The organism is Micromonospora sp. LOL_025 (genome assembly GCF_048060285.1).
Taxonomy (GTDB): Bacteria; Actinomycetota; Actinomycetes; order Mycobacteriales; family Micromonosporaceae; genus Micromonospora.
Genome location: NZ_JBHMIR010000016.1, coordinates 33,515 through 57,160 on the forward strand (window position 1 = coordinate 33,515; position 23,646 = coordinate 57,160).

25 protein-coding genes and 1 pseudogene are annotated in these 23,646 nt (G+C 73.3%); 8 read left to right on the forward strand and 18 right to left on the reverse strand.

Features of this window, described 5'->3' with window-relative positions; genetic code table 11:
• Positions 1 to 42: 42 nt before the first annotated feature.
• Both ACFHW0_RS19850 and ACFHW0_RS19855 read right to left on the reverse strand, forming a co-directional pair.
• Positions 43 to 861 carry an ABC transporter permease gene (locus ACFHW0_RS19850; RefSeq protein ID WP_416609657.1) on the reverse strand — a complete coding sequence of 273 codons (819 nt, stop codon included), beginning with the start codon at positions 859 to 861 and terminating at the stop codon, positions 43 to 45.
• The gene (locus tag ACFHW0_RS19855; RefSeq protein ID WP_416609659.1) at positions 858 to 1,841 is read right to left on the reverse strand and encodes an ATP-binding cassette domain-containing protein; all 984 of its coding nucleotides are present in this window, start codon (positions 1,839 to 1,841) and stop codon (positions 858 to 860) included. The genes ACFHW0_RS19850 and ACFHW0_RS19855 overlap by 4 nt, the downstream gene beginning before the upstream one ends.
• A gap of 71 nt (positions 1,842 to 1,912) precedes the next feature.
• Between ACFHW0_RS19855 and ACFHW0_RS19860 the strand changes: the two genes are divergently transcribed.
• Both ACFHW0_RS19860 and def read left to right on the forward strand, forming a co-directional pair.
• Complete coding sequence (locus tag ACFHW0_RS19860; RefSeq protein ID WP_416609661.1) at positions 1,913 to 2,701, forward strand: TetR/AcrR family transcriptional regulator; 789 nt, start codon at positions 1,913 to 1,915, stop codon at positions 2,699 to 2,701.
• A gap of 10 nt (positions 2,702 to 2,711) precedes the next feature.
• Complete coding sequence (gene def / locus ACFHW0_RS19865) at positions 2,712 to 3,221, forward strand: peptide deformylase (protein WP_416609663.1); 510 nt, start codon at positions 2,712 to 2,714, stop codon at positions 3,219 to 3,221.
• A gap of 105 nt (positions 3,222 to 3,326) precedes the next feature.
• On the opposite strand, the gene ACFHW0_RS19870 is transcribed toward def, so the two are convergent.
• A complete protein-coding gene (locus ACFHW0_RS19870) occupies positions 3,327 to 4,103 on the reverse strand; it encodes a GNAT family N-acetyltransferase (protein WP_416609665.1) in 777 nt (258 codons plus the stop codon).
• Positions 4,104 to 4,161: 58 nt separating this feature from the next.
• The gene (locus tag ACFHW0_RS19875; RefSeq protein WP_416609666.1) at positions 4,162 to 4,530 is read right to left on the reverse strand and encodes a winged helix-turn-helix transcriptional regulator; all 369 of its coding nucleotides are present in this window, start codon (positions 4,528 to 4,530) and stop codon (positions 4,162 to 4,164) included.
• Positions 4,531 to 4,631: 101 nt separating this feature from the next.
• Between ACFHW0_RS19875 and ACFHW0_RS19880 the strand changes: the two genes are divergently transcribed.
• Positions 4,632 to 5,243, forward strand: coding sequence for a malonic semialdehyde reductase (locus ACFHW0_RS19880; protein WP_416609668.1), 612 nt, complete (start codon positions 4,632 to 4,634; stop codon positions 5,241 to 5,243).
• A gap of 29 nt (positions 5,244 to 5,272) precedes the next feature.
• On the opposite strand, the gene ACFHW0_RS19885 is transcribed toward ACFHW0_RS19880, so the two are convergent.
• Complete coding sequence (locus ACFHW0_RS19885) at positions 5,273 to 6,046, reverse strand: sulfite exporter TauE/SafE family protein (RefSeq protein WP_416609845.1); 774 nt, start codon at positions 6,044 to 6,046, stop codon at positions 5,273 to 5,275.
• Between the two features lie 199 nt (positions 6,047 to 6,245).
• On the opposite strand from ACFHW0_RS19885, the gene ACFHW0_RS19890 reads away from it, so the two are divergent.
• Together ACFHW0_RS19890 and ACFHW0_RS19895 are read left to right on the forward strand one after the other, a co-directional pair.
• The gene (locus tag ACFHW0_RS19890; protein WP_416609670.1) at positions 6,246 to 7,025 is read left to right on the forward strand and encodes an endonuclease/exonuclease/phosphatase family protein; all 780 of its coding nucleotides are present in this window, start codon (positions 6,246 to 6,248) and stop codon (positions 7,023 to 7,025) included.
• A gap of 292 nt (positions 7,026 to 7,317) precedes the next feature.
• Positions 7,318 to 8,184 carry a bifunctional 5,10-methylenetetrahydrofolate dehydrogenase/5,10-methenyltetrahydrofolate cyclohydrolase gene (locus tag ACFHW0_RS19895; protein ID WP_416609671.1) on the forward strand — a complete coding sequence of 289 codons (867 nt, stop codon included), beginning with the start codon at positions 7,318 to 7,320 and terminating at the stop codon, positions 8,182 to 8,184.
• Between the two features lie 136 nt (positions 8,185 to 8,320).
• Here the strand turns inward: ACFHW0_RS19895 and ACFHW0_RS19900 are convergent, their stop codons facing one another.
• From ACFHW0_RS19900 to ACFHW0_RS19935, 8 genes and pseudogenes are all read right to left on the reverse strand, one after another.
• The gene (locus tag ACFHW0_RS19900) at positions 8,321 to 9,331 is read right to left on the reverse strand and encodes a tyrosine-type recombinase/integrase (RefSeq protein WP_416609673.1); all 1,011 of its coding nucleotides are present in this window, start codon (positions 9,329 to 9,331) and stop codon (positions 8,321 to 8,323) included.
• Positions 9,332 to 9,881: 550 nt separating this feature from the next.
• Positions 9,882 to 10,775, reverse strand: a complete 894-nt coding sequence (locus ACFHW0_RS19905) for an alpha/beta fold hydrolase (RefSeq protein ID WP_416609675.1) — start codon at positions 10,773 to 10,775, stop codon at positions 9,882 to 9,884.
• Positions 10,776 to 10,923: 148 nt separating this feature from the next.
• Positions 10,924 to 13,311 (reverse strand): ATP-binding cassette domain-containing protein, encoded by a 2,388-nt coding sequence (locus tag ACFHW0_RS19910; protein WP_416609677.1) that lies wholly within the window; start codon positions 13,309 to 13,311, stop codon positions 10,924 to 10,926.
• 87 nt (positions 13,312 to 13,398) lie between these two features.
• Positions 13,399 to 13,809, reverse strand: coding sequence for a VOC family protein (locus ACFHW0_RS19915; RefSeq protein ID WP_416609679.1), 411 nt, complete (start codon positions 13,807 to 13,809; stop codon positions 13,399 to 13,401).
• 5 nt (positions 13,810 to 13,814) lie between these two features.
• Positions 13,815 to 14,264: a helix-turn-helix transcriptional regulator gene (locus ACFHW0_RS19920; protein ID WP_416609681.1), complete on the reverse strand. Its 450-nt coding sequence runs from the start codon at positions 14,262 to 14,264 to the stop codon at positions 13,815 to 13,817.
• 171 nt (positions 14,265 to 14,435) lie between these two features.
• On the reverse strand, positions 14,436 to 14,792 hold the full coding sequence (locus ACFHW0_RS19925; RefSeq protein WP_416609851.1) for a hypothetical protein: 357 nt from the start codon (positions 14,790 to 14,792) through the stop codon (positions 14,436 to 14,438).
• A gap of 67 nt (positions 14,793 to 14,859) precedes the next feature.
• A pseudogene (locus ACFHW0_RS19930) lies at positions 14,860 to 15,186 on the reverse strand (class I SAM-dependent methyltransferase); the annotation flags it as partial.
• Between the two features lie 43 nt (positions 15,187 to 15,229).
• On the reverse strand, positions 15,230 to 15,958 hold the full coding sequence (locus ACFHW0_RS19935) for an SDR family NAD(P)-dependent oxidoreductase (RefSeq protein WP_416609683.1): 729 nt from the start codon (positions 15,956 to 15,958) through the stop codon (positions 15,230 to 15,232).
• A 106-nt stretch (positions 15,959 to 16,064) separates the two neighbouring features.
• Between ACFHW0_RS19935 and ACFHW0_RS19940 the strand changes: the two genes are divergently transcribed.
• Complete coding sequence (locus tag ACFHW0_RS19940; RefSeq protein WP_416609685.1) at positions 16,065 to 16,526, forward strand: peroxiredoxin; 462 nt, start codon at positions 16,065 to 16,067, stop codon at positions 16,524 to 16,526.
• Between the two features lie 71 nt (positions 16,527 to 16,597).
• Positions 16,598 to 17,287 (forward strand): hypothetical protein, encoded by a 690-nt coding sequence (locus tag ACFHW0_RS19945; RefSeq protein ID WP_416609687.1) that lies wholly within the window; start codon positions 16,598 to 16,600, stop codon positions 17,285 to 17,287.
• Positions 17,288 to 17,383: 96 nt separating this feature from the next.
• Here ACFHW0_RS19945 and cydB read toward each other — a convergent pair whose 3' ends face one another.
• Both cydB and ACFHW0_RS19955 read right to left on the reverse strand, forming a co-directional pair.
• Positions 17,384 to 18,382, reverse strand: a complete 999-nt coding sequence (cydB, locus tag ACFHW0_RS19950) for a cytochrome d ubiquinol oxidase subunit II (protein WP_416609689.1) — start codon at positions 18,380 to 18,382, stop codon at positions 17,384 to 17,386.
• A 16-nt stretch (positions 18,383 to 18,398) separates the two neighbouring features.
• On the reverse strand, positions 18,399 to 19,814 hold the full coding sequence (locus tag ACFHW0_RS19955; protein ID WP_416609691.1) for a cytochrome ubiquinol oxidase subunit I: 1,416 nt from the start codon (positions 19,812 to 19,814) through the stop codon (positions 18,399 to 18,401).
• 187 nt (positions 19,815 to 20,001) lie between these two features.
• Here ACFHW0_RS19955 and ACFHW0_RS19960 point away from each other — a divergent pair, with 187 nt between their 5' ends.
• Positions 20,002 to 20,781 carry a lysophospholipid acyltransferase family protein gene (locus ACFHW0_RS19960; protein WP_416609693.1) on the forward strand — a complete coding sequence of 260 codons (780 nt, stop codon included), beginning with the start codon at positions 20,002 to 20,004 and terminating at the stop codon, positions 20,779 to 20,781.
• 29 nt (positions 20,782 to 20,810) lie between these two features.
• Here the strand turns inward: ACFHW0_RS19960 and ACFHW0_RS19965 are convergent, their stop codons facing one another.
• The 3 genes from ACFHW0_RS19965 to ACFHW0_RS19975 are packed head-to-tail and all read right to left on the reverse strand — an operon-like array spanning position 20,811 to position 23,551.
• Positions 20,811 to 21,167 (reverse strand): hypothetical protein, encoded by a 357-nt coding sequence (locus tag ACFHW0_RS19965; protein ID WP_416609695.1) that lies wholly within the window; start codon positions 21,165 to 21,167, stop codon positions 20,811 to 20,813.
• Between the two features lie 19 nt (positions 21,168 to 21,186).
• Positions 21,187 to 22,869, reverse strand: coding sequence for a hypothetical protein (locus tag ACFHW0_RS19970; RefSeq protein WP_416609697.1), 1,683 nt, complete (start codon positions 22,867 to 22,869; stop codon positions 21,187 to 21,189).
• A gap of 1 nt (position 22,870) precedes the next feature.
• The gene (locus tag ACFHW0_RS19975) at positions 22,871 to 23,551 is read right to left on the reverse strand and encodes a hypothetical protein (RefSeq protein ID WP_416609699.1); all 681 of its coding nucleotides are present in this window, start codon (positions 23,549 to 23,551) and stop codon (positions 22,871 to 22,873) included.
• Between the last annotated feature and the right edge of the window lie 95 nt (positions 23,552 to 23,646).

Genomic DNA, 23,646 nt, shown 5'->3' on the forward strand with positions numbered 1-23,646 from the left:
GCGGGGCGCGTCGCGCGGCCGGTGGGGTTCGTCCGGGTTCGGTCACCGGCCGAGCCTGCGGTACCGGCGTACCGCCAGGGGCCCGAACACGACGATCAGCAGCAGCGGCCACGCCACGGCGAGTACGACGGCGTGCTGCGCGGCGAACGACTCGCCGCCCCAGCCGGGGTTGCCGAACAGTTGCCGGCAGGCCCCGACGGTCGCCGACAGCGGGTTCCACCCGGCGATCGTGGCGACCCACCCGGGCATGGTGTCGGGGGAGACGAACGCGTTGGAGGTGAACCCGACCGGCCAGACCAGGACCTGCAGCACCACCACCGACTCGGGCCTGCGCAGCACCAGCGCCAGGTGGATGCCGACCCAGACCAGGGCGAGGCGCAGCAGCAGGAGCAGCCCGACGGCGGCCAGCGCCGCCGGGGCCCCGGCCCGCCACTGCCAGCCGACGGCGACGCCGCAGGCGAGCATGACGGCCAGGCCGGCGGCGCAGTGCAGCAGGTCGGCGGCGGCGCGGCCGGTGAGCACCGCCGAGGACGTCATCGGCAGCGACCGGAACCGGTCGGTGACGCCGCGCGCGGCGTCGGTGGCCACGGCCGCGTACGTCGACTCGATGCCGAAGAGCACCGTCATGGCGAACATGCCGGGCAGCAGGAACTCGCGGTAGTCGCCGCCGCCGGGCACGCTCATCGCGCCGCCGAACAGATAGCCGAACATCAGCACCATCAGCACCGGGAAGAGCAGCCCGACGACGAACTGCCCGGGCTGGCGCAGCCAGTGCGCCAGCGCCCGGCCGGTGAGGGTGACGCCGTCGGCGACGGCCCAGCGCAGGCGGTGCGGCGCGGGGTGCACGCCCGTCGTGCTCATGCGCCCACCCTGTCCCGATCGGGGCGGGTGGTGGGGGAGTCGTGGCCGGTCAGCCGCAGGAACACCTCGTCGAGGGTGGGGCGGCGCACCGCGACGTCGGCGGCGGTCAGCCCGGCGTCGTCCAGGGCCCGCAGGACGGCGCCCAGCGCGGCCACCCGCCCGGTGACGGCGACGCTCAGGCGCAGGCCCGCCGCGTCGACGAGCGGGGTCGCGGCGACGGCGGCGCCGACGACGCGTACCGCCTCCGTCAGGTCGTCGGCGCGGGTCAGCACGACCTCGACGCGGTCGCCGCCGAGCGCGGTCTTCAGCTGCTCGGGGGTGCCGTCGGCGATCACCCGGCCGGCGTCGACGACCCGGACGGTGTGGGCGAGCTGATCGGCCTCCTCCAGGTACTGCGTGGTCAGCAGCACGGTGGTGCCGTCGGTGACGAGCCGACGCACCGCGTCCCACACCTGCGCGCGGGCGCGCGGGTCGAGGCCGGTGGTGGGCTCGTCGAGGAAGAGCACCGGCGGGTCGAGGATCAGGCTCGCCGCGAGGTCGAGCCGGCGGCGCATCCCGCCGGAGTACGTGCCGACCGGTCGGTCGGCGGCGTCGCTCAGGTCGAAGCGGGCGAGCAGGTCGGCGGCCCGGGCGCGGGCCCGCGCGCTCCCGAGGTGGTGCAGCCGACCGAACAGCACCAGGTTCTGCCGGCCGCTGAGCACCTCGTCGAGCGCGGCGTGCTGGCCGACCAGGCCGATGCGCGCGCGGACCCGCTCGGGGTGGCGCAGCACGTCGGCGCCGGCGACCCGGGCCGCGCCGGCGTCGGGCCGCAGCAGGGTGCTCAGCACCCGTACCGCCGTGGTCTTGCCCGCCCCGTTCGGGCCGAGCAGGCCGCACACGGTGCCGGCGGGCACCGTGAGGTCCAGGCCGGCGAGGGCCTGGACGCCGCCGTAGCGCTTGCGCAGCCCTTCGGCCTCGATGGCCGGTCCGTCGTCGTGCATCGGCGCCCCCGTCCGCTCGCTCGTACGCCGTACCGTACACCATACGGTACGGCGCACGGTAGAGTGCCGGGATGACGACCGAGTACAGCGGCACCGGCGACCCCGCGCGCAGCCTCGCCCTGCTCTGGCGCACCCGCGAACGCACCAGCCGCAGGGGCCGGCCCGACCTGTCCGTGGACCGCATCGTGCGCGCCGCCATCGACGTGGCCGACGCCGAGGGCCTCGCCGCCCTGTCCATGCGCCGCGTCGCCGAACGACTCGGCGTGGGCACCATGTCCCTCTACACCTACGTCCCCGGCAAGGGCGAACTGCTCGACGTCATGCTCGACACCGTCTACGGCGAGACCGCCCGCCCCGACGACGTGCCCGACGGCTGGCGCGGCCGGCTCACCCACATCGCCCGCGAGACCTGGGCGCTCTACCTGCGCCACCCCTGGCTGTTGCAGGTCGCCACGACCCGCCCCCCGCTGGGCCCCAACGTCATCGCCCGCTACGAGTACGAACTGCGCGCCGTCGACGGCATCGGCCTGACCGACCTGGAGATGGACGCCGTCGTCACCCTCATCTCCGGCTACGTCCACGGCGCCGTACGCAGCGCCGTGGAGGCCGCCCAGGCCGCCGCGCGCACCGGCATGACCGAGCAGCAGTGGTGGCAGGCCCACGCCCCGTACCTGGAGAAGGCCCTCGACCCGCGCCGCTACCCCCTCGCCGCCCGCGTCGGCACCGCCGCCGGCCAGGAGTACCAGGCCGCCGCCGACCCCCACGGCGCCTTCGAGTTCGGCCTGGCCCGCATCCTCGACGGCATCGAGGTCCTCGTCGCCGCCCGCCCGGACGCCGCCGGCACCACCGGCGACCGATAACCTTGCCGACATGACGATGCGCCCCATCAGGATCATCGGTGACCCCGTGCTGCGCACCCCCAGCGAGCCCGTCACCAGCTTCGACGCCGAGCTTCGCGCCCTGGTCACCGACCTGATGGACACCCTGCTCGGCGCTCCCGGCCGCGCCGGCGTCGCCGCCCCCCAGATCGGCGTCAACGCCCAGGTGTTCGTCTACGACGCCGACGGCCACCGCGGCCACCTGGTCAACCCGACGCTGGAGGTGTCGGAGGAACTGCAGGACGACGACGAGGGCTGCCTGTCCATCCCCGGCCTCTACTTCCCGACGCCGCGCGCCCTGCACGCCACCGCCCACGGCTTCGACCAGCGCGGCGAGCCGCTGACCATCTCGGGCAGCGGATTCCTCGCCCGCGCCCTGCAACACGAGACCGACCACCTCGCCGGCCGTCTCTACGTCGACACCCTGCGCGGCGACACCCGCCGCAGGGCGCTGCGGGAGATCCGCGCCGGCCGCTTCGACTCACCCGGCCGCCGCGGCTGAGACACCGTCATCCCGGCGGTCAACGCCGACGCGGCCAACCCGCAGTTGATCGCACCACACGCGCGAACCGCCGGCCGGGACGTCGCCTGCGGCACCGGCCGGCGCTCACCGAGCGTGCGCGCTCAGCGCGTACTCGCCGTAGTCGGCCACCCGGGTGAAGCCCAGCCGCCCGTAGAGCCGCAGCGCCGCCGCGTTGTCCGCCCTGACGTTGAGCGTGACGTGCGGGACGTGCTCGCGCAGCCGCCGGCACAGCGCGGCCACCACCGCGCCGGCCAGCCCCCGCCCACGCAGCCGGGGATGGGTGGTCACGTTGCCCAGCGCCGCCACCCGGTACGCCGGGGAGAACACGTGCACCCCGGCGACCGCCACCAGCTCACCGCCGTCGCGCACGCCCACGTACTGGCCGGTGTCCAGCATCCGCGGGTCGAACCAGTTGCCCGGGTACGCGACGTCGTACAGCCGGCGCAGCGCCGGCAGGTCGGCGGCGTCCAGCACGGCGCCCGCCGGGGCCACCGTGTCCAGCCGCGCCGCATCGGTCAGCGCCATGCGGTGGTGCGGGCCGGCCGCGTCCATCCGGAACGCCCGGACCAGCCCCGGCTCCAGGCCGGGGGACAGGTGCGCCCAGAGGCGGGCCGGCAGCACCGGCGCCAACTGGCGCAGCAGCGCCGCCAGCCGGTCCACCCGTGGCGGGGCCGCGAACGCCAGCAGCGTGGGCGGGTCCGCGCCGTGGTAGAGCAACGCGACCTCCTCGTCGCGGCGGAACCAGGAGGTGTACGGCCAGAAGAAGTCGTCCAGGTCACCCAGCTGGTACGCGTGCAGCACCGGGTCCCGCCCGAGCAGCGCGGCCAGGACGCTCCGGTCGTGTTCGGCGCGTACCGGCATCCGCCGATGATCACACATGCGGCCCGGCGCGGGACGCTCCGCCCGGCGCCGGTGCCCCTCAGCAGCCCGGCGGGGTGGCCGACTCCGGCTCGGCGGGGAGGTTCTCGTGCGCCCACCGGCCCAACGCGTCGAGCACCGGCAGCAGTGCCGCGCCCGCCCCGGTCAGCTCGTAGCTCACCCCCACCGGGGGACCCTGCCGGACCGTCCGGGTGACCAGCCCGAGCCGCACGAGCTCGCCCAGCCGGTCCGACAGCACCGACTCGCTGATGCCGGGCAGGGCGCGGGTCAGCTCGGCGAACCCGGCCGGGCCGTCGGCAAGGGTGCTCAGGAGCATGCCGTTCCACCGCTTGCCGAGAAGCGCGAAGGCCCGGGCGACGCCCCCGTCACACGTGCGGGGCGTGTCGCCCACCTGCGGCCTGACCGTCATGATTCCAGGATACGGGGGACATCCCCCGAACAAGGGACTACTAAAAACCTAGCTGCTACCGTTGCCGAAGCAGACCAGCCGAACTCCATGGAGACGCCCCGATGACCGACGTCCACTCGCCCCTGATCAACCTCGACCCCGAGGCCCAGGCGCTGCTGTTCACCGACGCCCGCACCGCCAACACCTTCACCGACGAGCCGGTCACCGACGAACAACTCCGGGCGATCTTCGAACTCGCCAAGTTCCCGCCCACCGCCGCCAACACCCAGCCCCTGCGCATCCTCTACGTACGCCCCGGCGAGGCCCGCACCCGACTGGTCGCCCACATGAACGAAGGCAACCAGGCCAAGACCGCCAGCGCCCCCATGGTCGCCGTGCTCGCCGCCGACACCGACTTCCACGAGTTCATCCCGCAGGTCTTCCCCATCCGACCCCAGATGCGCGACAGCCTCGCCGGCAACCCCGAGGCACGCGAGCGCATGGCCCGCTTCAACGCCACCCTCCAGATCGGCTACTACCTGCTCGCCGTACGCGCCGCCGGACTCGCCGCCGGCCCCATGGCCGGCTTCGACGCCGCCGCCATCGACCGCGAGTTCTTCGCCGACACCACCTGGAAGACCCTGCTCGTGGTCAACATCGGCCGCCCCGGCGAGAACGCCTGGTTCCCCCGCCTGCCCCGCCTCGACTACACCGACGTCGTCCGGCACGCCTGACCCACCGACGACCAGTGGGTGGCGACCCGTCAGGCCGCCACCCACTGGTCGAAGCCCAACTTGCCGACCAACGCCACCACCACCACCAACAGCACCACCCGCACGAAACCCGAGCCACGCCGCAACGCCATCCGCGCCCCCAACGCCGCCCCGGCGATGTTGCACACCGCCATCGCCGCCCCCAGCAACCACCACACGTGCCCCGTCGCCGCGAACACCGCCAACGCCCCCAGGTTCGTGCCCACGTTCACGACCTTCGCCATCGCCGAACCGTGCACGAAGTCCGCCCCCACCAGCGCCGTGAACGCCACCACCAGGAACGTCCCCGTACCCGGACCCACCAGCCCGTCGTACAGGGCGATGCCCACCCCGGCCACCGCGACCGCCACACCCACCCGCACCCGCGTACGCCGATGCGGCTGCGCCACCACCCCCAACCGCGGACGCAACACCACGAACGCCGCCACCGACACCAGCACCACCAGCACCACCGGCCGGTACGCCGACGCCGGCACCGCCCCCGCCAACGCCGCACCCACCCCGGCGCAACACATCGCCAACCCCGCCGCCGGCCCCGCCACCGCCCAATCGATCTTCGTACGCCGCGCGTAAGTCACCGCCGCCGTCGCCGTACCCGCGATCGCCGTCAACTTGTTCGTGCCCAACGCCGACGCCACCGGCATCCCGGGCGCCGCCACCAGCAACGCCGGCAACAACAGCAGCCCACCACCACCCACCACCGCGTCGATCCAACCGGCCATCGCGGCCGCGGCGAGCAGGGTCGTCAACGACAGGGGATCCACATCCACGGGCCGCCATTCTGCCCACCACCCCCCGCCCCGCGACCCGCCCTGTGGCCAGCCTCACCGGCGCCACCGGATCACCGACCCCGCGCCCGACGCAGCCACACCCCCACCGCCGCCAACGCCACGAACAACAGCACCGAGCACAACAACACCTTCAACACCAGGCAACCCTCCCACGGCCACGTAGGGTGCAAGCGTGCGCCTGGCCACCTTCAACCTGCTGCACGGCCGGTCCCTCGCCGACGGACTCGTCGACCCCGACCGGCTCACCGCCGCCGTCACCGCCCTCGACGCCGACGTCCTCGCCCTGCAAGAGGTCGACCGCGACCAGAGCCGCAGCGGCAAACTCGACCTCACCGCCATCGCCGCCCGCGCCCTCGACGCCGGCGAACACCGCTTCGCCGCCGCCGTCGTCGGCACCCCCGGCGAACAGTTCCGCCCCCTCACCCACGACGACGACGGACACGGCGAACCCTGCTACGGCGTCGGCCTCGTCACCCGCCACCGCGTCCACACCTGGCAGGTCACCCGACTGCGCCCCGCCCCCGTACGCTCACCCGTCTACGTCCCCGGCCCCCGCGGCGGACTCATCCTCCTGCGCGACGAACCCCGCGTCGTCCTCGCCGCCGTCCTCGACACCCCACACGGCCGCCTCACCGTCGCCGCCACCCACCTGTCCTTCGTCCCCGGCTGGAACGCCCACCAACTCCGCCAGACCGTCCGCGCCCTACGCACCCTGCCCGCCCCGCGCATCCTCCTCGGCGACCTCAACCTGCCCGCCGGCCCCGCCCGACTCCTCACCGGCTGGCGCCCCCTCGGCCGCCGCCCCACCTACCCCGCCGGGCAACCCCGCGTCCAACTCGACCACATCCTCGCCGACCGCCACGGCCTCGACCAGCTGCCACCCGTCACCGCCGTACACACCCCCGTGTCCACCATCTCCGACCACCGCCCCCTCCTGGTCGACCTCGGCTGACACGCACACACCGGCGGGGGAGAGGACACCCCGACCTGCACCGCCACCATGGCCTCCACTCACGACACCCCGGGCGACCGCCCGACACGGACAGGCCGACAGGGTAGCCCGAACCAGTGACCAACGGGACACCCACAGTCAGCGCCCCAGCCACACACCGGGACACACCACACCGAACCCCTGTGGCAAGCTGAACCCAGACGCGACTGGCGGCCAGAGGATGGGCACCAAACCATCGGGGAGCTCCACGCGCGGAGGTCGACCGCCTGGGCCCCGCCGGCAGAGGAGCACCATGCCCACCGCCCGCCTCCTGCCCGGCGCCCCCGTCGCCGAGCGCATCCTCACCGACGTCGCCGCCGGCGTCACCGCACTGCGCGCCGCCGGCACCACCCCCGGCCTCGCCACCATCCTCGTCGGCGACGACGACGCCAGCGCCGGCTACATCCGCATCAAGCAACGCCAGGCCAGCGAACTCGGCTTCACCTCACCCCACGTACACCTGCCCGCCACCGCCACCCAGACCGACCTGCACCGCGCCATCGCCGACTTCAACACCGCACCCGACGTGCACGGCCTGCTCATCCAGCACCCCATCCCCGCACACCTCGACTACGACCGCGCCCTGCAGACCATGGACCCCGACCTCGACGTCGACGGCATGCACCCGCTCAACATGGGACGCCTCGCCCTCGGCCTGCCCGGACCCCTGCCCTGCACACCCGCCGGCATCGAAGCCCTGCTCGCCTTCCACGACATCCCCGTCGCCGGCCGCGACGTCGTCATCCTCGGCCGCGGCGCCACCCTCGGCCGCCCCCTCGCCCTGCTGCTCACCCAGAAACGACCCACCGCCAACGCCGCCGTCACCGTCGTGCACACCGGCGTCCCCGACTGGGCCACCCACACCCGACGCGCCGACATCCTCATCGCCGCCGCCGGCGTCCCCGGCATCATCCAACCCGAACACGTCCGCCCCGGCGCCGTCGTCATCGGCGGCGGCGTCCGCTACGAAGGCCGACGCCTCCTACCCGACGTCGCCGAAACCTGCGCCGACGTCGCCGGCGCCATCACCCCCCGCGTCGGCGGGGTCGGCCCCACCACCGTCGCCATGCTCTTCCGCAACGCCCTCGACGCCGCCCGCCGCGCCACCGGCCACGCCTGACCGTCCCCGGCCCGGCGTCGAGAACCCCGACGCCGGGCCGACCGCCCCTCGGCGGCCACGCCCGACACCCGCACCGGCGGGCCGGGCGCGCGTTCCGGCGAGGCCCACCAGCCGCCGGCCAACCGGGCGCCGCGCCTCACGACCGCGCGTCGCCCTCCGCCGCCACCAACCCCGCCAACGCCCGATTGGTGCGGTTGGACCGCACCGCCGCGCGCTGCTGCCCGGCCGTCACCTCGATGTACGTCTGCGACGACGCCAACGACGCGTGACCCAGCAACCGCATGATCTCCGCCGCACTCGCCCCGTCCTCCGCCAACCGGGTCGCGAAGGTGTGCCGCAGCGCGTGCAACCGCGCCCCACGCGGCACCCGGTCGGTGATGCCCGCCCGCCGGTAGCAGGACTCCACCAGGTACTGCAGCCCACCCCGGCGCAGCGGCTCGCCCTGCCGGTCCACCAGCAGCGGCGCGTCCGGGCGCACCGTGCGCGACCCGAACCGGCGCACCCGGCTGTCCAGGTAGCCCACCAGCACCCCGTCGAGTTCCGGCTCGATCGGCACCACCCGCGGCCGCCCGCCCTTGCCGGCCACGTCGACCCGCCGCTCGCCCGCGCGGCCCGTCAACGACCCCACCCGCAGCGCCAGCAGCTCCGACAGCCGCAACCCCGCGCAGAGCGCCAACGCCAGCACCGCCAGGTCGCGCTCGGGCCACGGGTCGCGCTGCCGGCCCTCCTGCCGGGCCACCGAGGCGAGCAACTGCTCGGGGGTGTCCGCGCCGCGTAGCGGCTTGGGCTGGGGGAGAGGCGCCCGGGGGCGACCGACCGCCGGCATCGGGTTGCCGGCGACCACCCCGTCGGCGACCAGGAAGGAGAAGAAACTGTTCCAGGTGGACCACGCCCGGTGGACCGACGCGGCCGCGCGAGGAGCGGCGAACCGGGCGAATGCCGCGCGCATGACGCGGGCGGTGAGGGCGGCGACGGGCAGCGCGTCGAGGGGGAGGGGAGGGGCGCTCTCCTGCGCCGCCAGCGCGGCGACGGCGCGCAGGTCCCGCCGGTACGCCTCCAGGGTGTGGGGGGAGGGCTTGCGGGTCGCGCGGGCCGTCAGGAACTCCTCGATCAGCCGCTGTACCGATTCGTCCTGTTTGTCATGCATAAGAGATATTATGCATGACTTTCGGGTTCGCCGACAGCCGCGGGAGAGGGGGGAGAACATGCGGCGGTACGTACTGACGGGTGCGCCGGGGGTGGGCCGCGACACCCGCCGATGCGCTACCCGGACGCGGGTGGCCTGTCGTGGCCGAGGCGGCCACCGACGTCATCGCGGCGGAGCAGGAACGGGGAGTGGCCGAACCGTGGCGGGAGGCGGGCTTCGTCGGCGCGGTGGCGGGGCTCCAGCGGGGGCGCCGCGAGGCGTCCGAGTCGTACGGGCCGGTGCGGGTCCACGGCCGGTCGCCTCTGTGCACGCTGGCCCTCGCGCGGTACCTGGGGTGCCCGCCGGGGCGCGTACTCACCGAGAAGGTGCGGCGGGTGCTCCGCGTCGGCGCCTGCCGGCGGCAGGTGTTCCTGGTCGAGCCGATGGGGGCGCACTTGTGGCGCCTCCGTCGACCTGCCGTCCGAGCGGGTCGAGGGAGTGCCCGACCCGGTCTACTTGACATAATGTGAATTATCGAATCCATGCCCACGGTCGGCCTGCCTGTGGAGGCCTATGGCGCCGCGCCTTCGCCGTCGTCCCGGTGCTTCGTCGGGCACGCTCTCGTCACCGCGGCGCGGAACGCCGCGCTGAACTGGTCCGGCGCTTCCAGCCAGGGATGGTGGCCCGCGTTCGGGATGAGGACGACCTCGCACCCGAGGCGGGCTCCGAGTCGTCGCAGGGCCTCGGCGGGACGGCTGTCGTCTGCCCCACCGATGATCACGGTGCCGGCGGGAAGGCGCTCGCGCAGCTCGTCCACGTGCGATTCGAGCGGGTCCGCCCTCTTCGCGGCATTGAGCTGGCTGTTCATCGCGTAGTTGACGGGTCGCAGCGCGCGGGCCGACGCCAGCGCCCAGTCCCACGCCCGAACCCGGTCGGCGTGGTCGGTGAACCACGACAGGGTGAGATACTCGATCTCTTCGGCGTCGGTGCGCGATGCGATCGCGTCGAGTTCGTCGAGCCTGTGCTGCTGTTCGTCGGTGCGTCGTGCTCGCTGCGCCGCCCGGTAGGCGTCCCGCCAGGGGTCCAGGAAGGGCCCGGCGATCTGTATCGATCCCGCCACGCGCTCGGGATGCGCCAGCGTGAAGTAGCCGGCCATGTTGGTCCCGAACGAGTGCCCCGCCAGGACGACCCGGTGGTGTCCCCACGCGTCGAGCAACAGCGCCAGGTCCTGGACGTGGCGGGCGATCGTGTGCTCCCCCTCCCAGGCCGATCCGCCTGTGCCTCGCTGGTCGTAGCGGTGGACCGGACACAGGTCTTCGACCAGGGCGGCCACCGGGCCGAGACAGTCGGGCAGTCCTGGACCACCGTGCAGGACGACCAAGGGGATGTCGGCGTGCTCCGGCGAGCCGGTGGTCCAGGTGCGCAGCTGTGCACCGTCGTCCATCTCGATCATCGCGGTCGGCATGGACGTGAGCGTACGCATGCCGAGCGGCCGGATGCTGGCCCACCGGGCGCTGCTCCCCCGCCGCCACGAGGGCGAGGAGCGTTGCGGTTGGTGGGCCAGGCCCGGCGTAGCGCGGTACGGTTCATCGCCTGTCCGCGAACGGCCTCGGTCAGGCGCCGACGTAGGCCGCGAGGTGTTCGCCGGTGAGGGTGGACCGCTTGGCGACGAGGTCGGCGGGTGTGCCCTCGAAGACGATCCGGCCGCCGTCGTGGCCGGCGCCGGGGCCGAGGTCGATGATCCAGTCGGCGTGTGCCATGACCGCCTGGTGGTGCTCGATGACGACGACCGACTTGCCGGAGTCGACGAGCCGGTCGAGCAGGGCGAGTAGTTGTTCGACGTCGGCGAGGTGCAGGCCGGTGGTCGGCTCGTCGAGGACGTAGACGCCGCCCTTCTCGGCCATGTGGGTGGCGAGCTTGAGGCGTTGCCGTTCGCCGCCGGAGAGCGTGGTGAGCGGCTGGCCGAGGCTGAGGTAGCCCAGTCCGACGTCGGCGAGGCGGTTCAGGATGGTGTGGGCGGCGGGGATGCGCGCGTCGTCGGCGCCGAAGAACTCCTCGGCTTCGGCGACGGGCATGGCGAGCACCTCGGCGATGTTGCGGCCGCCCAGCGTGTATTCCAGGACGGCCGCCTGGAACCGTTTGCCGCCGCATTCCTCGCAGGTGGTCTCGACGGTCGCCATGACGCCGAGGTCGGTGTAGATGACGCCGGCGCCGTTGCAGGTGGGGCAGGCGCCTTCGGAGTTGGCGCTGAACAGTGCGGGCTTGACGCCGTTGGCCTTCGCGAACGCCTTGCGGATCGGGTCGAGCAGGCCGGTGTACGTCGCGGGGTTGCTCCGTCGTGAGCCGCGGATGGCGCCCTGGTCGATGACGACGACGCCGTCGCGGTCGGCGACGGAGCCGTGGATCAGTGAGCTCTTGCCGGAGCCGGCGACGCCGGTGATGACGCAGAGTACGCCGAGGGGGATGTCGACGTCGACGTCGCGCAGGTTGTGTTCGGTCGCGCCGCGGATCTCGAGTGCGGCGGTGGGCGTGCGTACGGTCTTCTTGACGGTGGTCCGGTCGTCGAGGTGGCGGCCGGTGACGGTGTCGCTGCCCCGCAGTTCTTCCACGGTGCCTTCGAAGCAGACCGTGCCGCCGTGGGTGCCGGCGCCGGGGCCGAGGTCGACGACGTGGTCGGCGATGGTGATGGTCTCGGGCTTGTGTTCGACGACGAGGACGGTGTTGCCCTTGTTGCGCAGTTGCAGCAGCAGGGTGTTCATCCGTTCGATGTCGTGGGGGTGCAGGCCGATGGTGGGCTCGTCGAAGACGTAGGTGACGTCGGTGAGTGATGAGCCGAGGTGGCGGATCATCTTGGTGCGTTGTGCCTCTCCCCCGGACAGGGTGCCCGAGGGCCGGTCGAGTGAGAGGTAGCCCAGGCCGATCTGGGTGAAGGAGTCGAGGAGGTGTTGCAGCCCCTTGAGCAGGGGGGCCACGGAGGGTTCGTCGAGTTCGCGGACCCATTCGGCGAGGTCGCTGATCTGCATGGCGCAGACGTCGGCGATGCTCTTGCCGTTGATCTTCGATGAGCGGGCTTCCGGGCTGAGTCGGGTTCCGTCGCAGTCCGGGCAGGTCTGGAAGGTCACGGCCCGCTCGACGAAGGCCCGGATGTGGGGTTGGAGGGCGTCGACGTCCTTGGCGAGGAAGGACTTCTGGATCTGCGGGATGATTCCGACGTAGGTCAGGTTGATGCCGTCAACTTTGATCTTGGTGGGTTCGCGGTGGAGCAGGTCGTGCAGTTCCTTCTTGGTGAACTTGCTGATCGGCTTGTCGGGGTCGAAGTAGCCGCAGCCGCGGAAGATGCGCCCGTACCAGCCGTCCATGCTGTAGCCGGGGATGGTGAGGGCGCCCTCGTTGAGTGACTTGCTGGCGTCGTAGAGCGCGGTCAGGTCGATGTCGTTGACGGTGCCCATGCCCTCGCAGCGGGGGCACATGCCGCCGAGGCGGTGGAACGTCGCCTTCTCGGCCTTGGTCTTGTTGCCGCGCTCGACGGTGATCGCGCCGCTGGCCCGGACGGTGGGGATGTTGAAGGAGTACGCGTTGGGCGAGCCGATGTGGGGTTGGCCGAGGCGGCTGAACAGGATGCGCAGCATGGCGTTGGCGTCGGTGGCGGTGCCGACGGTGGAGCGGGGGTTGGCGCCCATCCGTTCCTGGTCGACGATGATCGCGGTGGTCAGCCCTTCCAGCAGGTCGACCTCCGGTCGGGTGAGCGACGGCATGAAGCCCTGCAGGAAGGCGCTGTAGGTTTCGTTGATCATCCGCTGTGACTCGGCGGCGATGGTGCCGAACACCAGTGAGCTCTTGCCGGAGCCGGAGACGCCGGTGAAGACCGTGAGGCGGCGCTTGGGGATCTCGACGCTGACGTCCTTGAGGTTGTTGACGCGGGCGCCCTGCACGCGGATCAGGTCGTGGCTGTCGGCGACGTGCGCGGGTGCCTGGGTTTCCGTCCTCGTGGCGGTGCTCATCGTGTCTCCATCGTCTGTGGCGCGGGGGCCGGCGTCGCGGTCTGCGTCGAGGTGTTGCCTGGCGGGTGTCTGCGTGCGCCGGTGGGCTCAGCGCAGCTCGTTGATGCGGATGAGGTTGCCCGTGGGGTCGCGGAAGGCGCAGTCGCGCACGCCGTACGGCTGCGCGGTCGGTTCCTGGACGACGTCGGCGCCGCTGGCCTGTAGCCGGTCGAAGAGGCCGTCGAGGTCGTCGGTGGCCAGGGTGATGGCGCCGTAGCTGCCCTTGGCGATCAGTTCGAGGATGGTGCGGCGCTCGTCGTCGGTGATGCCGGGTTCGGCGGCCGGCGGGTGCAGGACGATGGAGGTGCCGGGCTGGTTGGCGGGGCCGACGGTGAGCCAGCGCATGCCGTCGTACCCGACGTCGTTGCGGACCTCGAAGCCGAGGGTGTCGCGGTAGAAGCTCAGGGCGGCGTCCGCGTCGGTGTGCGGGAGGAAGGCGTAGTGGATGGTGATGTCCATGGCGGTCAGGCTAGTTGCGGCTGCGTGCGGCGTGCTTCTCGATTCCTGATCGGTCTGGTCACCTGTTTCGCGATGCACGCTGGCATCTCCGCCGTCGCGTGGGCCGTCCGGGCGCGGTAGGTGCTCGGGGGCACACCGACCAGTTCGGTGAAGCGGGTGCTGAAGGTGCCCAGCGAGGAGCAGCCGACCGCGAAACAGACTTCGGTGACGCTGAGGTCGCCACGGCGCAGCAGCGCCATGGCGCGCTCGATGCGCCGGGTCATGAGATAGGCGTACGGGGACTCGCCGTACGCCTGCCGGAACTGGCGGCTGAGGTGTCCGGCCGACATGTTCGCGCCCCGGGCGAGTGCCTCGACGTCCAGTGGCTGCGCGTACTCCCGGTCGATGCGGTCGCGGACGCGGCGCAGCCGGGCGAGGTCGCGTAGGTGCTGTTCGGCGGCGTCTCTGCTGGTCACCTGCGCGATCGTGCCACGTGGCGCCGGGGTTGCCCAGCAGGACCGGCGGCGTGCCGTCGCGGCGCCGCGACGGCACGCCGTACGCCCCGGGCGGCCCGGGTGCGGGTCCGCCGCTGGTCTGCGGACGGTAGAGGAGCGCCGTCGGGGTGCCGGGTGGGACGGTCGGCGGCATCAGGCTCGGTGGGGGCGGCGGGCGAGGACGAGGGTGGTGCGCAGGCGCAGCACGACGCTGCCGCCGAAGCCGTCAACGAGGGTGCGCATCGCGGTGTCGGCCCGGTTCTGCTGCGCGGCGGTGCGCTGCCGGTACGGGCCGAAGGTCCGCAGCAGGCGCAGGTAGCCGTCGGTGGTCAGGGTGAGGTCGCGGTGCAGGGTGTGGGCGCGTACGTCGGTGAACAGGCCGCTGTCGGTGATGTCCTGGTGGAACCAGTCGGTGCGGCGGCGGGTGGCGGTGGGGTCGACGCCGCGCAGCGTGGTGTCGACGGCGCGGGCGTGTTCGGGGTCGGCGTAGCCGTACTCGTGGCCGAACACGGCGAGGGTGCCGCCGGGGGGTGAGCGCGTCGTGGGCGCGTGGGTTGCGGGTGGCCGGGTCGAGCCAGTGCCAGGCCAGCGCGCAGGCGAGCAGGGGTACGCCGCCGGTGGGTGGCTGCCACCGCTCGAAGGTGGCGGTGACGGTGTGGATCTCCGGGAAGGTGGCGGTGAGTCGGGCGGTCATGCGGGGGTCGGGTTCGACGCAGGTGACGGGCGCGCCGAGGCGTCGCAGCACGGCGGTGCCCTTGCCGGTGCCGGCGCCGATCTCGGTGACCGCGGCGGGGGTGCCGCCGTGGTAGTCGCGGATGAGGTCGGCGAGGGCGCTCGGGTAGTCGGGGCGTGCGTCGTCGTAGAGGTCGGCGACGTCGCCGAAGACACCGGTCACAGCGCGCATCGTCGCACGGACGGCGACGGTTCGGGGGCGCGGCGGACGGGGGTCAGAGGCCGCCGGCGACGCGCAGGACGGTGCCGGTGGTGTAGCTGGCGTCGGGGCCGAGCAGCCAGGCGATGGCGCCGGCGACCTCGTCGGGTTCGCCGGGGCGGCCCAGTGGGATGCGGGCGGCGGCCCGGTCGGGTCGGTCGGGCTGGCCGGAGAGGGCGTGGATGTCGGTGCGGATGATGCCGGGGGCGACGGCGTTGACGCGGATGCCGCGCGGGGCGAGTTCCTTGGCGAGGCCGGTGGTGAGGGTGTCGGTGGCGGCCTTGACGGCGGCGTAGTGGACGTACTCGCCGGGGCTGCCGAGGGTGGCGGCGACGGAGGAGACGTTCACGATGGCGGCGCCGGCGCCCATCCGGCGGGCGGCCTGCTGGGCGCAGAGGACGTAGCCGATGAGGTTGACGTCGACGACGTGGCGCAGGTCGGCCGGGTCGAGGTCGACGAACGCGCCGATGGGGCTGGTGACGCCGGCGTTGTTGACCAGGCCGGTGATCGGGCCGAGGTCGGCGGCGGCGTCGAACAGGGCGGTGACCTGGTCGGGGTCGCGGGTGTCGGCGGGTACGGCGAGGCCGCGTACGCCGGCGGCGTCGATGTCGGCGAGCACGGCGGTGGCGGCGGCGTGGTCGCGGCGGTAGCTGAAGGCGACGTGGTGGCCGGCGTGGGCGAGGCGGCGGGCGGTGGCGGCGCCGATGCCGCGGCTGCCGCCGGTGATCACGGTGACCGGTCGCATGTGCCTCTCCCCCTGTCGTGGCTGCGTAGCAGACGCTACCGGGGCGGGTTCGTGGGCCGGCGCATAGGCTCGGGCGCGTCGGTGGACGGTGACGTGGAGGTGCGCGGTGGCGGGTGTGGGTGTCGGCGACGTGGTGCGGGACTTCGAGCTGCCTGACGAGACGGGTACGCCGCGGCGGCTGTCGGAGTTCCTGGCCGGCGGCCCGGTGGTGTTGTTCTTCTATCCGGCGGCGATGACGCGGGGGTGCACGGCGGAGAGCTGCCACTTCCGGGACCTGGCGGCGGAGTTCGCGGCGGTGGGCGCGACCCGGGTGGGGATCAGCCGGGATCCGGTGGCGAAGCAGGCGGAGTTCTCCCGGCGGCACGGGTTCGACTATCCGTTGCTGTCGGACGTGGACGGAGTCGTGGCGGATCTGTTCGGGGTGCGGCGGCGGCTGCCGTTGGGCGCGCTGAGTACGCGGCGGATGACGTTCGTGATCGACACAGACCGGCGGGTGGTGGAGGTCGTCCACAGCGAGCTGAACATGAACGACCACGCGGACGCGGCGTTGCGGGCGCTGGGGGGTTGATCTTCCGCTTGTCGGCGTGGGCTGGTATCAAGGCAGGCATCTGAACAGGTGTACGACGGAAGAGGTTGCTGATGGGTGCCGCTGGCCAGGGTTTGTCCACTGACGAGGTGCAGAGCATCCGGGAGGCGCTGGCGGCGGGCCGCAAGCCGAAGGTGGTGTTCACCGCCTCGGCGGGTCAGATCGCCGGGCAGGTGGGTCAGGTGGTGGGGCTGACCGATCCGGCCGTGTCGGACGAGTTCGTGGTGGTCCGCTTCGGTCGCGACGAGTTGCCCTTCTCCCCCGCCGACGTGGCGGTGGCGCCGCGCGGTGCCGGGCGCAAGGCGGCGGAGCCGCAGCCGGAGCCGCAGGAGCAGGTGCCGGCTGTGCCGGCGGAGCCGGAGTTCGTGCTGGACCGGGTGCCGCAGCAGCGGCGGGAGGAGCCGAAGGTGGAGGCGGTGGAGGCGAAGCCGGCGCCGGCGCGGCGGCCGGTGAAGGCGGTGAAGCCGAAGGGCCCGGCGGGGCTGACGGTGACGCTGGCGTACGCCGACGGCGAGTGGACGGTCGCCGCGCAGCAGGGCAGCAAGTCCCTGGCGAAGCCGTACGTGGTGAAGCCGGCGGAGGCGCTGCGGATGGTGGCGCTGGTGGACGTGCCCGGGGTGCAGGAGGCGGTGGAGCAGATCATGGCCGCCGAGCGGGCCGAGGCGGAGCAGCAGGCGGAGAAGCTGCGCGCGGAGCTGGCGGAGATCGAGGCGCGTCTGGCGGAGCTGCGCGAGGCGCACTGACACGGCCACGGGGCCGGCGCGGCAGGTGTGTCGCGTCGGCCCCGTGGTGGGTGCCGGTGGCGGCGGCGGGGCCCGCGGCCACCCGGCGGGGGTGGGTCAGTGCCGCGGGATGTGGGCCACCCCGATGCGCTTGCGGAACACCCAGTACGTCCAGCCCTGGTAGGCCAGCACGATCGGGGTGAACACCACCGCCACCCAGGTCATGATCTTCAGGGTGTAGGGGGTGGAGGCGGCGTTGGTGGCGGTCAGGGTGCCGGCGGCGTCACCGGTGGAGGGCAGCACGTTCGGAAACAGCGCCGCGAACAGCGTCGCCACGGCCAGCGCGATCGCCACGGCGGTGCCGGTGAACGCCCAGCCCTCCCGGCGGGCGCGGGCGGCGGCGAGGCCGCCGAGCAGCGCCAGGGCCGCGCCGACGGCGAACACGACGGCGGCGGTGCTGGAGCGGATGCTCAGCGTCCAGGTCAGGAACGCCACCGCGAGGGCGGCGGCGGCCACGCCCACGCGCACCGCGAGGGCGGCGGCGCGCTCGCGGACCTCGCCGACGGTCTTGAGGGCGATGAACACGGCGCCGTGGGTGAGGAACAGTGCCGCGGTGGTCGCGCCGCCGAGCAGGGCGTACGGGTTGAGCAGGTCGAGCAGGCCGCCGACGTACTCGTGCTCGGCGTCGAGCGGTACGCCGCGCAGGATGTTGGCGAAAGCCACGCCCCACAGCACCGCCGGCACCACCGAGCCGACGAAGATGGCGGTGTCCCAGCGGCGTTTCCAGGACGCCTCGGGGCGCTTGTGGCGGTACTCGAAGGCGACGCCGCGGATGATCAGGGCGAGCAGGATCAGCAGCAGCGGCAGGTAGAAGCCGGAGAAGAGGGTGGCGTACCACTCGGGGAACGCGGCGAACATGGCGCCGCCGGCGGTGATGAGCCAGACCTCGTTGCCGTCCCAGACGGGGCCGATGGTGTTGATCAGGACGCGGCGTTCGCGGTCGTCGCGGCCGAGTACGGGCAGCAGCATGCCGACGCCGAAGTCGAATCCCTCGAGGATGAAGTACCCGGTGAACAGGACCGCGACGAGCAGGAACCAGATGGTGGTGAGTTCCACGGTGTGTCTCCGGTGATCAGTAGGCGAACGCGAGCGGGCGCTCGGCGTCGTCGTGGGTGTCGTCGATGTCGGGGTTCGGGGTCAGGTCGGGCACGCCGGCCTTGGCGTAGCGCAGCAGCAGCTTGACCTCGACGACGGCGAGGGTGGCGTAGATGAGGGTGAAGGCGGTGAAGGAGGTGAGCACCTCGGTCAGCGAGACGCTGCGGGAGACGCCGTCGCGGGTGAGCATCTCGCCGAAGACGATCCACGGCTGGCGGCCCATCTCGGTGAAGATCCAGCCGAAGGAGTTCGCGGCCAGCGGCAGCAGGGGCATGACCAGGCCGGCGCGCAGCAGCCACTTGCTGGTGGGGGTGCGGCCCTTGCGCTGGCTCCAGAGCACCAGCAGGGCGATGGCGGCGGCGGCCATCCCGAAGCCGATCATGAAGCGGAAGCTCCAGTAGGTGACCGGGATGATCGGGGTGTAGCTGCCGGCGCCGTACTGGGCGGCGTACTGGGCCTGCAGGTCGTTGATGCCCTGCACGGTGCCGTTCGGGTCGCCGGTGCCCAGCCAGGACAGCAGGTGCGGGATCTTGAGGGCGAACAGTTCGCGGCTGCCGTCGAGGCTGCCGACGGTGAGTACGGAGAACGAGGCGGGGCTCTCGGTGGTGTAGAGGCCCTCGGCGGCGGCCATCTTCATCGGCTGCACCTGGGTCATGATCTTGCCCTGGATGTCGCCGGTGATGGCCACGGCGGCGGCGGAGACCAGGGTGACCCAGGAGCCGAACTTCGCGGCGAAGCGGTAGGCCGGGGTGTCGGCGCAGTCGCGGTTGCGTACCAGGTGCCACATGGCGACGGCGACCAGCAGCGAGCCGGCCACGAGGAACGCGCCGGCGATGGTGTGCGGGAAGGTGATCATGGCGACCTTGTTGGTCAGCACGGCCACGAAGTCGGTGAGTTCGGCGCGGCCGGTGTCGGGGTTGATCCGGTAGCCGACCGGGTTCTGCATGAACGAGTTCGCCGCGAGGATGAAGTACGCGCTGAGGTTGCTGCCGATCGCGGCGGCCCAGATGCTGGCCAGGTGCAGCCGCTTGGGCAGCCGGTCCCAGCCGAAGATCCACAGGCCGATGAAGGTGGACTCCAGGAAGAACGCGACCAGCGCCTCGATCGCCAGGGGGGCGCCGAAGATGTCGCCGACGAAGCGGGAGTAGTCGCTCCAGTTCATGCCGAACTGGAACTCCTGCACGATGCCGGTCACCACGCCCATCGCGAAGTTGATCAGGAAGAGCTTGCCGTAGAACTTGGTGAGCTTCAGGTACTTCTCGTCGCCGGTGCGGTGCCACATCGTCTGGAGGATCGCCACCAGCACGGACAGGCCGATGGTCAGCGGTACGAAGAGAAAGTGGTAGACGGTGGTGACACCGAACTGCCAGCGGGCGACGTCCAACGCGTCCACCAGTAACCCCCAGGCTGCGCATACTACGAGACGTAGTAAATACTACTGCGCGTCGTAGAGAATGCGGCAGGGGCGGGGGGCCCGAAGCGACCCGGGACCAATGACCCTGATCACCTCCGCCGGACGGCCCGGCGGCGCGCGCCCCGCGCCCCGCCGGCCGGCCCGCGCGTGCGACCATTGCGCGCTGATGGACACCACCCGCCCGACCTGGCAGCCACCGCTGATCTGGCGTGCCGCGCAACTGCTCGCCCGCGTCGTCGTCGCGCTTCTGGCCCGCCTGGAGGTCAGCGGCGACGTACCCGAGGCGCTGCGTCGGGGGCCGCTGATCCTGGCCGCCAACCACATCAGCCCGTTCGACCCCGTCGTGCTCGCCGCCGCCTGCCGCGCCCGGGGCGTCGCCCCCCGGATCATGGCCACCGGCGGACTGTTCCGCACCCCCGTCCTCGGCGCCGCGATGCGCCGCGCCGGGCACCTGCGTGTCGACCGGGGCACCGCCGCCGTCGGCCGCGCCCTCGACGACGCCGCCGCGGCGGTCTCCGGCGGCTCGGTGATCCTGGTCTACCCGGAGGGCCGCATCGGCCTGGACCCCGGCGTCTGGCCCGAACGCGGCAAGACCGGCACCGCCCGCCTCGCCCTCACCTGCGGCGCGCCGGTGATCCCGGTCGCCCAGTGGGGCTCCCACGAGGTGCTGCCCTACCGCGCCCCGAAGGGGCTGCTACGCGGGATCGCCCGCGCCGTGCGGCGCCGCCCGGTGCTGCGCGTGCACTTCGGCGAGCCCGTGGACCTGGCCGACCTCGCCCACGGCGGGCCCGGCGCCGCCCGGCAGGCCACCGACCGGATCATCGACGCCATCACCGACGCCCTCGTGCCGCTGCGCCCCGACGAACCGGAGCGCCCCCGCCACGTCGACCCCGGCCGCCCGAGCGACACCAGCCGCGCGCACCGCCGGCACCGCTCGCCCGGCTGACCCGCCGGGCCGCCGGTGCCCGCGCGCCGTCAGAGCGCCTGCGCCAGCCGCAGCAGCTCGCCGACCGCCGTCGCGACCGGCGTCACCGGAGCCGCCACCACCGCCAGCCGCTGCAACAACCCGGTGACCCGGCCCGGTTCGGCGTCCGGACGGGCCAGCTCCGCGCGCAACTGCGCGGCCGTCACCCGGGCCGGCTCCGACAGCTCGCCCCGGTGCCGGTCGAGCACCTCGAGCAGTTGCCGGACCAACGCCGTGGCGTCGACACCGGCGGGCGCGGCGGCCCACAGGCTGCCGCCGCTGGCGTACGCGCCCGGACCCACCGCCTGGTTGCCCACCTGACTCACCCCGCCGGACTGCTGGATGCCGTAGTTGGTCGCCTCGGGCATGCCTGTCCTCCCCTTCGATTCAGTCGTCACGCGGCCGACGGCTGCGCGGCGGCGCCCCCTCGGCCTGCTGCTCGGCCCGGGCGCCCTGGCCCACCGCCTGGTTGCCGACCACGCTCAGGCCGCCGGTCTGGATGACGCCCTGGTTGAGGATCGTCGTCTGCCGGTTGCGGAACTCGGCCGTGTCCACCCCACGGGCGTCCAGGAAGTCCATGATGGCGGCCAGCACGTGCCGCTCGACGACCTTCAGGTGCTTGGCGGCGTCGAGCACCTGGAAGTAGTTGTGGTACTCGGCGCCGGAGGCGACCTCCCGCACGCCGACCCGGGCACCGTAGTCGTAGCCCAGGTCCTCGCGGGCCAGTTGCCGCAGCCGCGCCTGGCGCCGCCCGCGCGCGGCGCCGCGCACCAGGTCCCGCAGCAGCCGCACCGGCGCGCCGAGCGCGGTGGGCAGCAACCGCTCGGTGCCGGTGGCCAGCACCTGCGCGAGCTGACCCACCGGCAGCCACTCGGTCAGCCGGTCCACGTCGTGGTACCCCTGCCGCGGCGGCTCCAGCACCGTGCGGGCGCACTCCAGGTAGAGCACCTGTCCGTCGGTGGAGAAGTGCAGGAACGTGGAGGCGACGACCTCCCCGCCCCAGGACGGCACCAGGGCGCACAGGTAGTGCCGCGCCGCGCCCTGCGGGCGGCCGGCGACCTCGCGTACCTCGTCGTCGGACCACCGCTGGCGCGGCATCCGCTCCCGGTGCGGCAGCAACCGCGCGTCGCCGGTGAGCCGGTCGCCGCAGACGAACACCCGGTCCTCGAGCAGCAGCCCCGCGAGCCGCTCCGGGGTGGGATCGCCGGCCTGGTCCAGCCGGATCGCCGCCAGCCGGGCCCGCACGTGGTCGATGAGCTCCACGACGGTGAACGGCGCGGGGGCGGACCCGGCCGGGCCGTGGGCGTCCGCCAGGATCGGCAGGGCGAACGACCACCCCGCCACCGGCGTGCCGTGCCCGACGAACGGGGTGTAGCCGCCGTAGACCGTCACGTTGCCGCCCTGGGCGCGGTCGACGGCGGCCAGCCGCTCGGCGTCACGCGCCGGCAGCGACGCCACGCCGGGCGGCTCCGGCCGGAACCGGGCCCGGCGCAACCGGGTCACCAGCAGCCGCCGGGTGCCCAGCAGGTGCCCCACGAGCACCAGGTAGGCGACCAGGCCGACCGGCAACGCCAGCCACGGCCGGCCGACGACCCAACCGGGCAGCCCCGCCGGGTCGTCGCCCGGCGTGGCCGCGCCGAGCTGCAGGACCAGCACGAGCGAGACCGTCGCGATGGCGATCATCGACACGAACGGGCCCACCGGGCCGTTGCGGCCGGGCCGCAGCGGGGCCAGTGAGCTGCCCACCGCCATCGTGACCCCGACCAGCACCGTCGCCAGCGGGGCGAGCAGCACCGCCAGGCCACCGGCGACCAGCAGCCCCACGTCACGCAGACGACGCCGCCGGCGGGCGGCCAGGCAGTGCCGCAGCACCGTGCCCAGGTCGAAGCCCACCGACGGGGCGACCGCGCGCAGGTCGTCGTCGAACACCTCGGCCAGCACCCGTTCGGTGAACGTGTCGTCGGTGTGCGCGGCCGCGCACAGGTAGCGGGTGGCCTCGCTGCCGGCGTCCGGGTGCGAGCGTGCCGACGGCGCCTCGTCGCGCGGGCCGCTGTGCTGCCGTACCACCATGTCAGCCACCTCCGTGCCGGGTCGCCGGGAATCCCCCACGGCGCGGCCCCGGCCCGCGCACCACCGCCCAGGCCAGCAGGACACCCACGACGAACCCGCAGTACAGCGCCCCGGAGATCGCGCCGAGCACCGCCGAGGTCAGGTCCACGCCGCGCAGCATGCCGCTGTCGGTGAGGACGTGGATCGTCACGCCGCACACCGCCGCGAGCACCGCCGCCGTCACGCTCGCGCCGATCACCGCGAGCACCCGGTGCGTACGCCGCGGCGCGGACGCCGGGGTGGCCAGCCGACGCAGCAACGCCACCGCGATCACGACGAACAGCACGGTGCGGGCGTTCTCCGCCAGCCACCAGGCGACATGGTCGGCCCGCAGCGGCCGCACGTCCCATCTCGGCCAGCCCAGCCCCGCCAGGGTCGCCTCGCCCAGCGCCCCCACCAGCCCCGCCGGTCCGTCGCCCCGGGGCAGTCGGTAGCGCCACTCGATGATCAGCCGGGCGGCCCACGGATTACCGACCAGCAGGACCAGCCAGAGCAGCGGCCGGGCCTCCGGCGGGACGCGCCGGTGCGGGCGCTGCGGCGGCGGCACCGCGATGCGGGCCGGCAGCGGGTCCAACGCCCGGGCCGCCACCGCCGGCACGGGCGCCGGCGGCTCCCCCGCCCCTCCCGACCGGGGAGGAGGCATCCAAGACATCACCCGGACATCTTCACCGCAGCGCAGCGCGACACCGCCGTCACTGTCCGACATCCGCCAGCCGCGCTTCGACGCGGTGGCAACCG

What these genes read in the sequence shown, in the direction of transcription:
- ACFHW0_RS19850 (WP_416609657.1), bottom strand. Translation starts at nt 861, where the DNA reads ATGAGCACGACGGGCGTGCACCCCGCGCCGCACCGCCTGCGCTGGGCC.
- ACFHW0_RS19855 (WP_416609659.1), bottom strand. Translation starts at nt 1,841, where the DNA reads ATGCACGACGACGGACCGGCCATCGAGGCCGAAGGGCTGCGCAAGCGC.
- ACFHW0_RS19860 (WP_416609661.1), top strand. Translation starts at nt 1,913, where the DNA reads ATGACGACCGAGTACAGCGGCACCGGCGACCCCGCGCGCAGCCTCGCC.
- def (WP_416609663.1), top strand. Translation starts at nt 2,712, where the DNA reads ATGACGATGCGCCCCATCAGGATCATCGGTGACCCCGTGCTGCGCACC.
- ACFHW0_RS19870 (WP_416609665.1), bottom strand. Translation starts at nt 4,103, where the DNA reads ATGCCGGTACGCGCCGAACACGACCGGAGCGTCCTGGCCGCGCTGCTC.
- ACFHW0_RS19875 (WP_416609666.1), bottom strand. Translation starts at nt 4,530, where the DNA reads ATGACGGTCAGGCCGCAGGTGGGCGACACGCCCCGCACGTGTGACGGG.
- ACFHW0_RS19880 (WP_416609668.1), top strand. Translation starts at nt 4,632, where the DNA reads ATGACCGACGTCCACTCGCCCCTGATCAACCTCGACCCCGAGGCCCAG.
- ACFHW0_RS19895 (WP_416609671.1), top strand. Translation starts at nt 7,318, where the DNA reads ATGCCCACCGCCCGCCTCCTGCCCGGCGCCCCCGTCGCCGAGCGCATC.
- ACFHW0_RS19900 (WP_416609673.1), bottom strand. Translation starts at nt 9,331, where the DNA reads ATGCATGACAAACAGGACGAATCGGTACAGCGGCTGATCGAGGAGTTC.
- ACFHW0_RS19905 (WP_416609675.1), bottom strand. Translation starts at nt 10,775, where the DNA reads ATGCCGACCGCGATGATCGAGATGGACGACGGTGCACAGCTGCGCACC.
- ACFHW0_RS19910 (WP_416609677.1), bottom strand. Translation starts at nt 13,311, where the DNA reads ATGAGCACCGCCACGAGGACGGAAACCCAGGCACCCGCGCACGTCGCC.
- ACFHW0_RS19915 (WP_416609679.1), bottom strand. Translation starts at nt 13,809, where the DNA reads ATGGACATCACCATCCACTACGCCTTCCTCCCGCACACCGACGCGGAC.
- ACFHW0_RS19935 (WP_416609683.1), bottom strand. Translation starts at nt 15,958, where the DNA reads ATGCGACCGGTCACCGTGATCACCGGCGGCAGCCGCGGCATCGGCGCC.
- ACFHW0_RS19945 (WP_416609687.1), top strand. Translation starts at nt 16,598, where the DNA reads ATGGGTGCCGCTGGCCAGGGTTTGTCCACTGACGAGGTGCAGAGCATC.
- ACFHW0_RS19960 (WP_416609693.1), top strand. Translation starts at nt 20,002, where the DNA reads ATGGACACCACCCGCCCGACCTGGCAGCCACCGCTGATCTGGCGTGCC.
- ACFHW0_RS19965 (WP_416609695.1), bottom strand. Translation starts at nt 21,167, where the DNA reads ATGCCCGAGGCGACCAACTACGGCATCCAGCAGTCCGGCGGGGTGAGT.
- ACFHW0_RS19970 (WP_416609697.1), bottom strand. Translation starts at nt 22,869, where the DNA reads ATGGTGGTACGGCAGCACAGCGGCCCGCGCGACGAGGCGCCGTCGGCA.
- ACFHW0_RS19975 (WP_416609699.1), bottom strand. Translation starts at nt 23,551, where the DNA reads ATGCCTCCTCCCCGGTCGGGAGGGGCGGGGGAGCCGCCGGCGCCCGTG.